The organism is Streptomyces sp. RKAG337 (assembly GCF_023701715.1).
In the GTDB taxonomy this organism is placed as follows: domain Bacteria; phylum Actinomycetota; class Actinomycetes; order Streptomycetales; family Streptomycetaceae; genus Actinacidiphila.
In genome coordinates this window covers 940,926-954,090 of the sequence record NZ_JAJOZA010000001.1, presented here as the reverse complement: position 1 = coordinate 954,090, position 13,165 = coordinate 940,926, and the positions used below count along the sequence as shown (strand labels likewise).

The window sequence follows — 13,165 nt, the reverse complement described above, 5'->3', positions numbered from 1 at the left end:
GACCCATGAAACCGACTCGCCCGCCGGATATCCCCCTTGTGTCACTCTAGGCACGCCCGCGACCATGCGCACCCGGATGCTCTCTCCGCTGCAGCTGACCGTCTGGTGGGCGGCGTCGTATTCGCCACTCAGTAGCGTTGTGCGCTCGCGAGGAGCCTCGGCTGCCTCGCATGCGTGTCGCTGTCGGCGGTGGTGCCGCCGAGCTGCGGTACGCGCCGGCTGGGCGTTGGAACGAGGTGCGACCATGGCACTGCCGGCGTGGGGGCAGCCCGCGGGTCGGATCTGATACGAGCACGGTGCCACGCCGGGAACGGATACTTGCGCAGCAGCGTGACGCCCTTGGCCGCGGACGCGCACACAAGCCGGTCACATGTCCAGGACCAGGTCGGCAGGCGGTGTCGAACAGCAGATGAGGGCGCTTCCCTCGGCGGGGAGGTCTACGGGTTCGGGGGAGTAGTCGACGTGGCCCGAGAGCAGCCCCGTCTCGCAGGTGTGACAGACCCCGGTGCGGCAGGACCAGCGTACGGGCACGTCGCATGCCTCGGCGAGTTCGAGCAGAGTCCCGTAGTCACGGTGCCAGGGGACGGTCAGCCCGCTACGGGCGAAGGACACGGACGGCCCCGGCTGTCCGCCGGGAAGATGAGCCGGCTGGTGCGGTGCCCGGGCCGATCCCGCCACCACACCGGGGGTGACGGCGGACGCGGCTCCGAAGATCTCGGTGTGGATCCGCGAGGACGACAGGCCGCAGGCCTCCAGGGCTTCTGACACGTCCTGCATGAACGCGCCCGGACCGCAAATGTAGGCGTCCGCGTCCGGAGGCGGTTCGAGGGCACGGATCCGCTCGACGCCGAGCCGCCCCTCTATCGTGTAGTCGATACCGGGGCGGTCAACGCTGCGCGGACGGCTGTAGGAGACGAATGACCGGCCCGCGGGCAGCCGGGAGAGCAGTGCGTGCACTTCGTCGGCGAAAGGGTGGTTCTCGCCGTCTCGAGCCGCCTGCAGCCACCACACCGGGCGCCGTGAGGGCTTCGCCGCCAGAGCGTGCAGCATGGCCAGGACCGGAGTGGCGCCGACACCGGCGGACAGCAGCAGAACAGGACTGTCCGCGTCCGCCAGCAGGAACGTACCGCGCGGGGCGGCGACATCGAGAACATCGTCCGCTTTCACGTGCTGGGAAAGGTAGGTGCTGGCGAGACCGTGCGGTTCCTGCTTGACACTGATGCGGTATGTCTCGGCGCCCGGTCGGCCGGACAGCGAGTAGTTCCGGATGACTGGGGAGGCTTGTGGGTCCGGCCGCAAACGGACTCCGAGGAACTGCCCTGGCAGTGCGGCTGGGAGCGGTTCACCGTCGACTGACGCCAGGGTGAGCGAGAAAATACTCGCGCTCTCCGGTTCGATGCGGACGACTTTGAGCGGGCGGAACCCGGGCCATGCCGGAGGCGGGCTGGTGGCGGTGAGCCCGCTGTTGCCGCCCACGGCGGCAGAACCGCGATCCGCGTCGTCGAGCAAGGCTCGCAGCGACGTCTTCCACCCAGGGCTCAGTGCTGGGATGCGCAAGGCGCGTTCGAGCTGCGGCCGGGCGTGACCGGGTAGGTAGAGCAGCGCGTCCATCTCCGCGACCGTCATCTCCTCGGGGCCGGAGACGACTTTTACGATCTCGTCGCCGGCCTGCACCTGCCCTTCTGCCAGCACGCGCAGGTAGAAGCCCGGGCGGCGGTGGGACACGAGCAGGGCGGGCATCTGAGGTTCTCCCAGCCGCAACCCCACTCGGTAGCACGTCACCCGGGGTTGCGTGACCTCGAAGAGCGCACCGCCGATCCTGTAGCGGTCGCCGATGCACACCTCGTCGTCGGCGAGTCCCTCCACGGTGAAGTTCTCGCCGAACTGGCCGTAAGTGAAGTCGTCCCGCTTCATGTGCTCCTGCCAGTGGCGGTAGGAGTTTAGCTGGTAGACCAGCACGGCACGCTGCTCGCCGCCATGCCCGGACAGGTCGCCTTGCCCGTCGCCGTCCAGATTGAGCCGCCGCGCCATCAGGGGCCCGGCGACAGGGTGCTTCCAGATGCCGGTATGCGTGGTCCTGCCATGCCAGGCAACGTCTTTCGGCATGCCGACGTTCACGGCGATCAGAGTGGCCATACGACATCCATTCTCCTTGAGCGCGGCCGCCGTACGAGCGCGAAACCGACATTACGCCCGCTGGGCGTATACATGCGCGGGTCTCGACCGGCCCGGCCGGCGTCGATGACCTCCAGCGGGCCCTGCTCTCTGGAGTGCGGCTCGAAATCGCCCTGAGCCGAGCGGGGCGTGTGCCAGCGCGCGGCCATTCTCCGGTCGGCGCGCCCCTGCGGCGTCACGGGCAACTGCCCGCGGCGATGGTGGTGCGCCATCAAGGAAACCTCCTCGCACGGGTTCAGCCTGCTGCCGGCCTCAGCGGGGCCCAGGCAGTGACGAGGAGGGCCATCCGTATGCCGCACGGAATCCAGAAGGCATGGCGCACCGGTCCCTACACACCAGCGAACGCCAGCACGTGCGTGACCACGACCGCGGATGGGCCGGACGGGTGACTTTTGAGGTAGTACTCGAGGGCAGTGACGGAGGGGCATCCACGGGCGCAGGGGCAGGGTGTCCAGGACCTTCTCGTCGAGCTCACCCTGTAGGCCCCCTGCCGCAGCAGATCAAGGCGCTCGAACGCGCTCTCGGCGTGCGGCTGGCGCCGAACCCACACCGCCCGACGCTGCCGACCCGGCCGGCGCTCGGCGGGCTGCGATCGCGACGCCGTCCGGTCCCCCTCACCGCGGCCGGCTCGCCTTCCCTGGCCCACATCGCTCCATGCGATTCCCTGGGGGTGCCCCGGCTATCGGGCCGTGCGAGTCTCGCCTTGTCGGCAGTTTCGGACGAGCGCAGGAGGCGCGGGTCATGGACATGAAACTCGAAGTCGTCGTGGTGCCGGTGGCCGATGTCGACCGGGCCAAGGACTTCTACACAGGGCTGGGTTGGCGGCTCGACGCCGACGTCGCCACCGACGAGAACTTCCGGGTGGTGCAGGTGACACTGCCCGGCTCGCCGGCGTCGGTCATCTTCGGCACCTCGGTCACGTCCCAGGCACCTGGCTCGGCTCAGGGACTCCACCTGATCGTCAACGCGATCGACGCCGCCCACGACCATCTCAAGCAACTCGGCGCCGACCCGAGCGAGGTGTTCCACGACGCAGGCGGCGTCTTCCACCACGCCGGAACCGACGCCCGGGTACCAGGCCCGGATCCGCGACGCAGCAGCTACGGCTCGTTCCTGTCATTCAGCGACCCGGACGGCAACGGCTGGATCCTGCAGGAGATCACCACCCGGCTCCCGGGACGAATGGACCCCTCGGTCACCACCTTCTCTTCCTCACCGGACCTCGCGGCCGCGCTGCGCCGCGCCGCGGCCGCACACGGCGAGCATGAGGCGCGCACCGGTGCGCAGGACCCGAACTGGCCGGACTGGTACGCGGACTACATGGTGCGCGAGCAGGCCGGAACCGAACTGCCTTCGTGAGCGCCTGCAGCGAGAAGTTCCCGATGACTGGGGAGTCCAAGCGACGGCAAAGGCACCGCACGTCACGGCCGCGAAAGCGCAGGAGACAGACGGATGAGCAGTGACTCCGACCCCATCGCGATCGGCGGCGGATCGCCTGGGCACGGCGTCCGCCGGACAACAGGGATGCGGAGTGATCGAGCGCAGAGCGTGCCCCCATCGCGGGCAGTGCACCTGCCTGGAGAGCGTCAACCGGTGCAGTGGCAGTCTCACCCGCTGCCGGAGGCAGTCGAAAGCACGCAGGACGAAGTGACGAACGTTCCCAGCGGACAAGGATGTGCGCGATGAGCGACGCGGCCGTGGTAGATGCCGCCGCCCTCCATCACCCGCGTGACGTGGCCCTGGACATGGCTGCCCTGCTCCGCGAGCGTCTGGCCCGGGGCACCCGCCGGGACCGCCGTTCGCCGGGCTGCTTCAAGCAGGCTGTACTGGCTCTACGCTGGTTCCTCGACCGCACCCGGATCTCCCAACTCGACCGTGACAGCGCCGTACCCGTCCCGGCAACGTACTGCCTGCTCGAAGCCGTCGACCTCGCCGCCCAGGCCTCCGACATCCACACCGCGATCGAATGCGCCAGGCGGCGGGCCTCACCCATCTCCTGCTCGACTGAACCCTGGTCCGGACCGACCGCGTAGCCGCCAGAACGCTGCACACCAATGGGAGGGAGATCGACCTGCGGTTCTCCGGCAAGCACAAAGGGGGTGAGGGGTGGCCGGTCAGCTGTAGGCGGGTGTACCCAGCATCGCTGCCGCGGCCTGGAGTGGCCTGAGAACAGCGGTGGCAGTCACTGCGGCGACCGTGGGCGCGGGGCGGCAGGTGAAGCCGAGTCGGGTCATGGCCCGGGTGATCTGCTCGGCGGTGAAGTCACGCCGGTCCTGTCGGGTGAGGATCTGGCCGACCTGCTTCACGGGGTAGGTGCGGCGGCTGATGATCACGGATTCTCCGGTGACCGCTTCCGGCTTGATGCCCCGCATTCTGTCCTGGACTTCACCCTTGACCAGGTCGAACGGGAAGCCGGCGATGATGCAACGCATAGGACCTCAGCAGAGAGAGGGGATGGCGGATCCCCCAGAGTCCCACATCCGGACCTCCGGCGGGAAGATCAACCCGCCGATGGGAAATCCGGCCCGAGGGCCAGCATTCGTGCTACGTTGTTGCCAGTTGCAGTTGTGGTACCCATGAACTTTGTGTGCACTCGACGGGCGTGACCCGCGGGTGCATTTTTTGTTTTGCCGGTCATCTCCGGATGGGCTCATTGCGGCGACGCGGACTCCGCACAGTGCGGTTTTCGGTTCTGCCCCCTGTCTTAAGGAGACACACATGGCTACTGGCACCGTGAAGTGGTTCAACGCGGAAAAGGGCTTCGGCTTCATCGAGCAGGACGGCGGCGGCGCTGACGTCTTCGCCCACTACTCGAACATCGCCGCTCAGGGCTTCCGTGAGCTGCAGGAAGGCCAGAAGGTCTCCTTCGACGTCACGCAGGGCCAGAAGGGCCCGCAGGCGGAGAACATCGTTCCCGCCTAAGCACTGACGCGCATCACACGGTCAGGGCCCGCACCGCAAGGTCGCGGGCCCTGACCGTCGCTCGCAAGTCCCCCCGCTCCGCTCATCGCGGGGCGGGGCGGCTGCGGACATCAGTACCCATGCCGCACGGCAGGCGGCTCCGCGGTCCACGACCGCGCTCTGCTCACTGCCCCGGACCCGCCCTGTGCGGGTCCCGCTCCCGGCCTGCATCTTTGGCAGTGCCGCTCGTGGCGAAGTGTGTTCGCGCGGTTTTCCGCGCCGCTTCGGTCCCGCCTCGTTCTTCTCATTCTTTCGGTTCGTTCTTGCGATGCCTTCGCGCGGCGTGTTCGCTGCTGGGGCCTCCTGAGCGCGTCCCGTGTTCAGGAAGGTTCCCCTTGAACCCCGTTCGTTCCAACCGTTCGTATTCCAGTTCCAGCTCGGGTTCCAGCGGTCGCGGTGGTGCTTCGAGCGCCGGCGGCTACGGCCGTTCGGCCCCGAGCCGTTCCGGTGCGCCGAGCCGTTCCGGCGGTTACGCGGGCTCCGGCGGCTCCGGCCGCTCCGGTGGCTACGCGGGATCGGGCCGGTCCGGCGGTTCGAGCCGACGCCCGTCCGTCCAGGGCGAGTTCGCCCTGCCGGTCACCCTCACTCCGGCGCTGCCCGCGGTGGAGACCTTCGCCGCGCTCGACATGCCGGCCGCCCTGCTGCAGACGCTGGCCCATGAGGGCATGGCGGTGCCGTTCCCCATTCAGGGCGCGACACTGCCCAACGCCCTGGCCGGCCGCAACGTCCTGGGCCGCGGCCGTACCGGTTCCGGCAAGACGCTCGCCTTCGGCCTGGCGCTGCTCGCCAGGACCGCCGGACAGCGCGCCGAACCGCTGCAGCCGCTCGCCCTGGTCCTGGTCCCGACCCGTGAGCTGGCCCAGCAGGTCACCGACGCCCTGACCCCGTACGCCCGCTCACTGCGGCTGCGGATGGCCACCGTGGTCGGCGGTATGTCCATCGGACGGCAGATCCACCTGCTGCGCGGTGGCGCCGAAGTCGTCGTCGCCACGCCGGGCCGGCTGAAGGACCTCATCGACCGTGGCTCCTGCCGTCTGGACCAGGTCGGCATCACGGTGCTCGACGAGGCCGACCAGATGGCCGACATGGGCTTCATGCCGCAGGTCACCGCGCTGCTGGACCAGGTGCGCACCGACGGACAGCGCATGCTGTTCTCCGCGACCTTGGACCGCAACGTCGACCTGCTCGTGCGCCGCTACCTGCACGACCCGGTCGTCCACTCCGTCGACCCGTCGGCCGGCGCGGTCACCACGATGGAGCACCACGTGCTGCACGTGCACGGTGCGGACAAGAACGCCGTGACGACGCAGATCGCCGCCCGTGACGGCCGGGTCATCATGTTCCTCGACACCAAGCACGCCGTGGACAAGCTCACCGACCACCTGCTGAACAGCGGAGTGCGGGCCGCGGCACTGCACGGGGGCAAGTCCCAGCCGCAGCGGACCCGCACCCTGGAGCAGTTCAAGACCGGACACGTCACCGTGCTGGTCGCCACGAACGTCGCCGCCCGCGGCATCCACGTCGACAACCTCGACCTGGTCGTCAACATCGACCCGCCGAGCGACCACAAGGACTACCTGCACCGCGGCGGCCGCACCGCGCGCGCCGGCGAGTCGGGCAGTGTCGTCACCCTGGTCCTGCCCAACCAGCGCCGCGACATGATCCGCTTGATGCGGGACGCCGGCATCACCCCGCAGACCGCACAGGTCCGCCCCGACGAGGCCGAGCTGACCCGGATCACCGGCGCCCAGGTCCCCAGCGGCGTCCCCTGCGTCATCGCCGCACCGGTCGTGGAACGCGCCAAGCGCAGCGCCTCCGCCACCCGCGGCCGCCGCAGCCGCTTCGCCCAAGCCCGCCGCTCCGGATCAGGCGAGCGCCCCGCGCCGCGCGTGACCCTCGCTGCGTGACACCACGGCCGACGACGCCGCCGAGAGCCGTCCCATCACCGATGCCGGGGGTGGGACGGCTCTCGGCGTTGGTCGTGGTCCATACACCTAGGCTGTGGGGGAGGTATGGGCTTCGGTGTGGGTGCTGGGGGAGGCTTCGGTGAGGTCGGCGCCGTGGTCGGCGTGGCGTCGGGTGTCTTCGGTGCCGTACCAGTCCAGGCACATCACGGTGGCGTCGTCCTGCAGTTGCCCGTCGTGGGCTTGGACGACGTGCTCGATCAGGACGCGGGCGGCCTCGCGCGGGTGCAGGTGGTGGGTGCTGGCGATGAGCGCGGGCAGGTCGAGGTTCTCGGCGCTGCGTTCCAGCATGCCGTCGGTGAGCATGACGAGCCGGTCCCCGGCCCGCAGGTCCAGGTGCTGGACGGCGTAGGTGTGTGGGGCCAGGAAGCCGAAGGGCATGTCGATGGCCGGCACGAGTTGCTCGACCTTCCCTGCGCGCAGGCGCAGGGGCCAGGGGTGGCCGGCGTTGATGAACTCGGTTCGGCCGTCGTGCAGGCTGATGCGCAGGAGTTGGCCGGTGACGTAGCGGCCGCCGCTGTGCTCGGCCATGGCCTGGTCGGCCTGACGGGCTTGTTCGGCGAGGTCGGCGCCTTGTCTGCGGGCGCGGCGCAGGGCGCCGACCAGGAGGGTCGCCAGCAGGGCGGCGTCCACGTCGTGGCCCATGGCATCGGTGACGGACAGCTGGACATAGTCGCGGTCTATGACGTAGTCGAAGGTGTCGCCGCCGACGAACTCAGCCGGCTCCAGCGCGCCGGCAACGGCGAACTGCGCCGCCTCGCACGCCAGGGACGCCGGGAGTAGTCGATGCTGGATTTCGGCGGCCAGGCTGAGCGGTGCGGTGCGCCGGCCCCACTGGTACAGGTCGGTGAAGGGCCGGTTCGCGATGACGATGTACCCCAGCGCGTGGGCGCTACGGCGGATCTTCTCCAAGGTATTGGGGCCTGGGTGGTGGGGCAGGTAGAGCTCCAGCAGCCCGATGGCGTCCCCACGGTTGGTCACCGGTGCGATCACCCGCGTCCACGCACCGTCCCCGATCCCCTCCACATGCGGTCGTTGGGTACGGATCACCTCGTCGTACACGGTGCCAGACACCGGGATCGGATCAGCGGAATGGTCCAGGTCGATGTCGTCAACGGCTCCCAGGCGCACGACGGCGCCGCCGGTGAAGTCGGTGATCAGGAACGACACCGAACGGGCCCCGAACTGTCTTCGCAGCGCCGCGGCGATGACGTCGACGGACTCCACCGGCGGCGCGGCCTCCGCCGCAGCCAGCGCCTCACCTAGACCGTCGGTTCCGCTGTCCCGCATAAGAGCTCTCTCCCCGCTGCCGCACCCGCCCCAGTACAGACCCGGCCGAGCGACACTCCGGGCAGGCACAAAGACGCAAGCTACCCCACTGCAGGAGCGGGTTCTCACCCGGCCGAGCGATACCACCCCGGGCCCGATCTTGTGGATAGGTGGAGGTACGCACTGTGGCCCGCACTTCCCACCACCATCCGCTGTCATCGGGGAGAGCATTGAGGGGATCGTGGACGCTGTCCGCGCCGCGGACAGCCCCCGCGTGCGGGACCTGCTCGAGGACCTTGCGCAGGTCGCCGATCCGACCGCCCTGCTCTGGCTGCGCAGCCGCCTTCACGATGACCTTGGCCCGCAGGCGGCGGAGCCTGGGCGAGCGGCCCTGGCAAGGCGCTGGTTTCAGTAGCGCCAGACCGGGCGCCTCGTGGTCCGCCGACCGGAGTTGTAACGCGGGTGGGGGCTACCAGCGGTGTCCGTAGGGTTCCGGGTCGCCGCGCAGATGCGCCAAGCCTCCGAGCAGTATCCCTCCGGCGGAAGCGGCATCCATGAGACGGCGCTGCTCGTGGGAGCCCTTCTCACCCTCAAGGGTGGCGGCGGGCCAGGTCCCGGGCCCGACGAGCGCGAGGGCGACCAGACCCCGGTCGGCGGCCTCCTGCCAGATGGGTGACACGGGGCGCTGCTGCGGGCACAGCAGCCGGGAGCGACCGGTGTGCAGTTGGGTGAGTCTCCCGTCCTGAACCGTCACCGAACACCTGGTCACCGGCCACAACCCCGCGCTCCACGCACGAGCCGTCATCCGCGCCAGTCCGGCCGCCTGCACGCGCACCGCCAGCTCCCCGTACGCCGCCTGATCGGGAGGCTGCACGGTCACCACCGACCACCAATCGCCCGCACCCAGCGCTATTACCGCCCGACCCCAGCCCACCGCCGTCGACTCCACCCCCGTACAACGACCCGGCAGGGCTGCGGAATCGGCCGGTAGGCCGTGCGGTTGAGCGACCCCGAACGCCGGCGCTCGTATCCCCGGTGCGGTGGCTCTGGTCCGGGAATCGAGGTGGCCTCCAGTGCGAGCCCTGTGCGCGGGCGGGGGGAATTGGGAGTCTGTGCTGCATCAGACTGGAGCGGGAACTGCTGTGCGGATGGCAGTGGTTGTGGTGGAGCGGTGGCCGGGGTTACGCCGGGTGTGTCAGGCGGCGGCGGGTGATATCGCGGGTCTTCCGGGACGTCTGTGCCATGCGTTATGCGGGGTGTTGAAGGCGGACTGGGCGGTGATGTCCCTGCGCTGTGACACGCCCGGTCGCCAGTTGCTGGCGGTGAGCGGCATGCCGGGGTTGCGGCTGGAGGAATTGGAGTTTTCGGTGGGGGAGGGGCCGTGTCAAGCGCCAGCCCCACCGGACATCCGATGATCATCGGAGACCTCCGCCACCAGGTCACCCCGTGGCCCTTCTTCGGGACCGTCGCGCGCGAGGTGCTGCCTCGGGTCGGCGCGATCCACGCCTTTCCGCTGCGCGGGGCCGACGAGCGGCTCGGGGCGGCCGCCGTGCTTTACGCCCAACCCCGCGCCACCCCATGCGCACAGATCCGGCAGGTCGCTGCCGCTGTGGACACCGCAGCCGCCGCTCTCCTGGACAGCTACCGGACGGCGTCTCCCCAAGGCGCGGATCTGCCGTGGGAGCCGGCCCGCCTCCTGGACGCCTACTGGGGCGCCACCCACCGGGCCACGGGCGCCCTGGCTTTGCGGCTGGGGATCCCCTTCGATGAAGCCCTCGCCGCTCATGCGCGCCCTGGCCTTCCGCACCGGACACTCCCTGCGCGACATCACCGCCCAGTTGCCCTGACCGGCCGCCCCTCGGCGGCCGAGGCCGTCAGCCGGTCTCGGGGAAGTGCAGGCGATGCTCGCAGGACCCCTCTGGGTGCCGTGCCCGGTGCTGTTCCCATTCCATGGCGCGTTGGATCTGCAGGTCGTCCAGTCCTGTCGCCTCGGACAACGCGTGGGGGGTGAGTCCGTGGTGCTGTTGCGCCAGGGCACGCAGGATCTTCCCGGCCCACAGCTCCTAGGGCACGAACGGGCGCATGCTGTTCACCTGCCCCTTCCGTGCCGTGTCGCGCCCCCGGTGCCTGCTGGGCGGGGGTCAGGATTCCTGTTGGCAGTTGCTCCAAAAATCTATTGTTTGTGAAGTAGACATTCGCTTCTGGGTGTGGGTAGTGTTCCTCTCGTAGCCAAGAAGGAAGCAGGGCGCGGCAGACATGAACTGCCGCGCAGAGTAGGTGGCACGGTGATGGAATCCGGCGGCCAGTGCAGTGTTGGTGGGTCGCAAGGTTGATTGCCGGGCCGGGCCGCCCCGGGAGGGGCCGCCGCGCAAAACCGCAGTACGGAATGTGCAGGTCTGACACGCAGTAACCGCAGTTCAGCAGTACCGCATCACGCAGGACAGCAGTACCGGATGCGGTTGCAGTACCAGCAGTGAGTTCAGTGGTCTCTTGGTGAAGGCGTCGGGCTGCGGGCGCGCGTGCCGAGAGGTTCGGCAGTGGGGTTCTAAGCCAGAGCAGGTGCACAACGGGCGACGGGGCTGGCTGCCGGACGGTGGTGCGGTGAAGGCCACCAGCAGTTCGCAGTACTCGTAGTGAGAGCAGCACCAGTAGTTCGCAGTTCCGGTTTGGTCAGTGATTCGGTTCAGAGGGAACGGAGGGGTTGAGCGCCATCAGGATCGCCCGGGCGGAAGACTTTGGGCCCGGGTACCGCAGGACATCGATAGTGAGGTGGTCTCCGGTCACGCATTCGCGATCCCCGCACCCCCGACCACGGTCGGCAGTGCGGACACAGTAGGCCGGCGCAGTACTAGGGCCGGCCGGTGGTGTTTTCCGTCCTTCGGGGCCCTGGCGCTACAGCGCCAGGGCCCCTCCACGCGTTCGTTACTCGTCCTTCGCGTGTTTCCCAGTGAGGTGAGATGACAGCAGACGACTCCTTCGCCCGCCTTGATGATGACGACTACCCCGCCTACACCATCGGCCGCGCCGCCGAAATGATCGGCGCCAGCCCTGCCTTCCTCCGCGCGATCGGCGAAGCGCGCCTGATCACCCCGCTGCGCTCCGAGGGCGGACACCGCCGCTACTCCCGCTACCAACTGCGCATCGCGGCCCGAGTCCGCGAACTCGTCGACCAGGACACCGCCATCGAGGACGCGTGCCGCATCGTCGCCCTGCAGGACCAGCTCGAAGAAGCCCTCGCACTCAACGAACAACTCCGCACCGCCGCCGCCCACCCCGCCGCCTGAGCACAGCGACCGCACACAGTCGCCTGCTGCGCACCGCATCACATCCCCGGTGCGCAAGCCGGCCGACGGTGTTCGCCGATCTGCTCTCCGTCGCGGTTACGGGCCGCGGTGATGCCGTCGGATCAGTGCTTCACGGACGGCCTGCTGCAAGCCGAGCGGAGCCGCGGGGGAGAAGCGGTTGAGCTTCTTCCTGCCGAGCTTCGGTTCGATGGAGATCGGACCATGACCTCATAGCTCATCAGCGTGACGGCTTGAGCCGGATAGCTGCGACAGCGGCCAGCCAGTAGGTGAGGTAGTCCGTCAGAGGCATGGCCGACGTGGCGGCGGGGATGCCGTGCCGGGTCTGTTCCTGCATCGCGGTGAGATTCTCCGCGCCGGGTCTTGCCGTCCAACCCACGGGCCAGGTGCGACATCGCCGCGAAGCGGCAACCATTTCGCCTTCTGCGGCAACTGAGTGCTGCAACGTTGACTCGATCTACCGATTGGATGGTCATGAGGGCTCTGAAGCACGCCGCTCCGCGGTCCCCGCGCAGGCGCGGGCTGACAGTGGGCATTCCGCTGGTGCTGGTCGCTGTCGTAGTTCTTTCCTGTCTGGCCCTCGCGTTCCTCCCCGAGAGCGAAGCCGACGCCGGGCGCCCCGCTGCCGCGTCCGCCGGCGCCACTTCGGCCGACGTCCCGTCTGCGGCCGGATCCCCGTCTGCGTCGGCAGCTGCCACGACCACAGCGGCACAGCCGTCGGTAACGGGCACCCCGAAGCCGTCAGCCGGCGGTACTCCGCAGCCTTCGGCCACCAGCGCCCCACGCACGACGTCCGCCGTGGCGTCGTTGGCGGGGCGGATCAAGCCCGCGGTCGCCTACCACGGTGTCGCGACCGCATATGACGCGGGTGACGGCTCAGGCGCCTGCCTGTACAACCCTTCCAGCGATCACATGATCGCGGCGATGAACCACACCGACTACGAGTCGTCCAAGGCATGCGGGGCCTATGTGCGCGTCCGCGCCGCCAACGGGGCCTCCATCACGGTACGGATCGTCAACGAATGCCCGTTGCCCTGTGCACCTGGGCAACTCGATCTCAGTCACCAGGCCTTCGGCAAGCTGGCGGATCTCTCACTCGGCCGGCTCCCGATCACGTGGACGCTGTTGAGCCCTGGTTCGTTGGGCACGATCTCCCTCCGGTACAAGGCTGGGTCCACCCGTTGGTGGTGCGGTATCCAGGTGATCGGTCACCGGAACCCGGTAGCGGTACTGGAGGTCCGCACCACCGCCGGCTGGCGGAAGTTGTCGCGGACCGACTACAACTTCTTCCTCTCCACCGACGGCAGCGGGTGCGGTGGGGCGATCAGGGTCACCGACATCTATGGAGAACAACTGACCATCGAAGGGATCGCGCTGAAGGCGGACGTCGTGCAATCCACACGCGTCCAGTTCGCCCGGCATTGACCGTGGCACCCACCCGCCGTCACGGCCCGGCCCCGGGGTGCCCGCAGACCGGATTCGTGATGCCCGCTG

10 protein-coding genes are annotated in these 13,165 nt (G+C 69.1%); 6 read left to right on the top strand and 4 right to left on the bottom strand.

Annotated elements, in window-relative coordinates; translation table 11 throughout:
• Positions 1 to 366: 366 nt before the first annotated feature.
• Entirely contained in the window at positions 367 to 2,136 is a 1,770-nt protein-coding gene (locus LNW73_RS04100) for an MOSC domain-containing protein (protein ID WP_250988939.1), read from the bottom strand.
• 780 nt (positions 2,137 to 2,916) lie between these two features.
• On the opposite strand from LNW73_RS04100, the gene LNW73_RS04095 reads away from it, so the two are divergent.
• Positions 2,917 to 3,534, top strand: a complete 618-nt coding sequence (locus tag LNW73_RS04095) for a VOC family protein (protein ID WP_308407634.1) — start codon at positions 2,917 to 2,919, stop codon at positions 3,532 to 3,534.
• Positions 3,535 to 3,857: 323 nt separating this feature from the next.
• The gene (locus LNW73_RS04090) at positions 3,858 to 4,208 is read left to right on the top strand and encodes a hypothetical protein (protein WP_250988938.1); all 351 of its coding nucleotides are present in this window, start codon (positions 3,858 to 3,860) and stop codon (positions 4,206 to 4,208) included.
• Positions 4,209 to 4,289: 81 nt separating this feature from the next.
• Here the strand turns inward: LNW73_RS04090 and LNW73_RS04085 are convergent, their stop codons facing one another.
• Positions 4,290 to 4,607 (bottom strand): SCO5918 family protein, encoded by a 318-nt coding sequence (locus tag LNW73_RS04085; protein WP_250988937.1) that lies wholly within the window; start codon positions 4,605 to 4,607, stop codon positions 4,290 to 4,292.
• A 286-nt stretch (positions 4,608 to 4,893) separates the two neighbouring features.
• Here LNW73_RS04085 and LNW73_RS04080 point away from each other — a divergent pair, with 286 nt between their 5' ends.
• Positions 4,894 to 5,097 carry a cold-shock protein gene (locus tag LNW73_RS04080; RefSeq protein ID WP_034275260.1) on the top strand — a complete coding sequence of 68 codons (204 nt, stop codon included), beginning with the start codon at positions 4,894 to 4,896 and terminating at the stop codon, positions 5,095 to 5,097.
• Positions 5,098 to 5,471: 374 nt separating this feature from the next.
• On the top strand, positions 5,472 to 7,043 hold the full coding sequence (locus tag LNW73_RS04075; RefSeq protein WP_250988936.1) for a DEAD/DEAH box helicase: 1,572 nt from the start codon (positions 5,472 to 5,474) through the stop codon (positions 7,041 to 7,043).
• A gap of 87 nt (positions 7,044 to 7,130) precedes the next feature.
• Here LNW73_RS04075 and LNW73_RS04070 read toward each other — a convergent pair whose 3' ends face one another.
• Positions 7,131 to 8,390, bottom strand: a complete 1,260-nt coding sequence (locus tag LNW73_RS04070; RefSeq protein ID WP_250988935.1) for a PP2C family protein-serine/threonine phosphatase — start codon at positions 8,388 to 8,390, stop codon at positions 7,131 to 7,133.
• Between the two features lie 448 nt (positions 8,391 to 8,838).
• Positions 8,839 to 9,249, bottom strand: coding sequence for a hypothetical protein (locus tag LNW73_RS04065; protein WP_250988934.1), 411 nt, complete (start codon positions 9,247 to 9,249; stop codon positions 8,839 to 8,841).
• A gap of 2,077 nt (positions 9,250 to 11,326) precedes the next feature.
• On the opposite strand from LNW73_RS04065, the gene LNW73_RS04060 reads away from it, so the two are divergent.
• Positions 11,327 to 11,653, top strand: a complete 327-nt coding sequence (locus LNW73_RS04060; protein WP_250988933.1) for a MerR family transcriptional regulator — start codon at positions 11,327 to 11,329, stop codon at positions 11,651 to 11,653.
• A gap of 816 nt (positions 11,654 to 12,469) precedes the next feature.
• Positions 12,470 to 13,096, top strand: a complete 627-nt coding sequence (locus tag LNW73_RS04055) for an expansin EXLX1 family cellulose-binding protein (RefSeq protein WP_308407633.1) — start codon at positions 12,470 to 12,472, stop codon at positions 13,094 to 13,096.
• The last annotated feature ends 69 nt before the right edge of the window (positions 13,097 to 13,165 follow it).

Coding starts and splice junctions, on each gene's coding strand:
- LNW73_RS04100 (WP_250988939.1), bottom strand. CDS start 2,136: ATGGCCACTCTGATCGCCGTGAACGTCGGCATGCCGAAAGACGTTGCC.
- LNW73_RS04095 (WP_308407634.1), top strand. CDS start 2,917: ATGGACATGAAACTCGAAGTCGTCGTGGTGCCGGTGGCCGATGTCGAC.
- LNW73_RS04090 (WP_250988938.1), top strand. CDS start 3,858: ATGAGCGACGCGGCCGTGGTAGATGCCGCCGCCCTCCATCACCCGCGT.
- LNW73_RS04085 (WP_250988937.1), bottom strand. CDS start 4,607: ATGCGTTGCATCATCGCCGGCTTCCCGTTCGACCTGGTCAAGGGTGAA.
- LNW73_RS04080 (WP_034275260.1), top strand. CDS start 4,894: ATGGCTACTGGCACCGTGAAGTGGTTCAACGCGGAAAAGGGCTTCGGC.
- LNW73_RS04070 (WP_250988935.1), bottom strand. CDS start 8,390: ATGCGGGACAGCGGAACCGACGGTCTAGGTGAGGCGCTGGCTGCGGCG.
- LNW73_RS04060 (WP_250988933.1), top strand. CDS start 11,327: ATGACAGCAGACGACTCCTTCGCCCGCCTTGATGATGACGACTACCCC.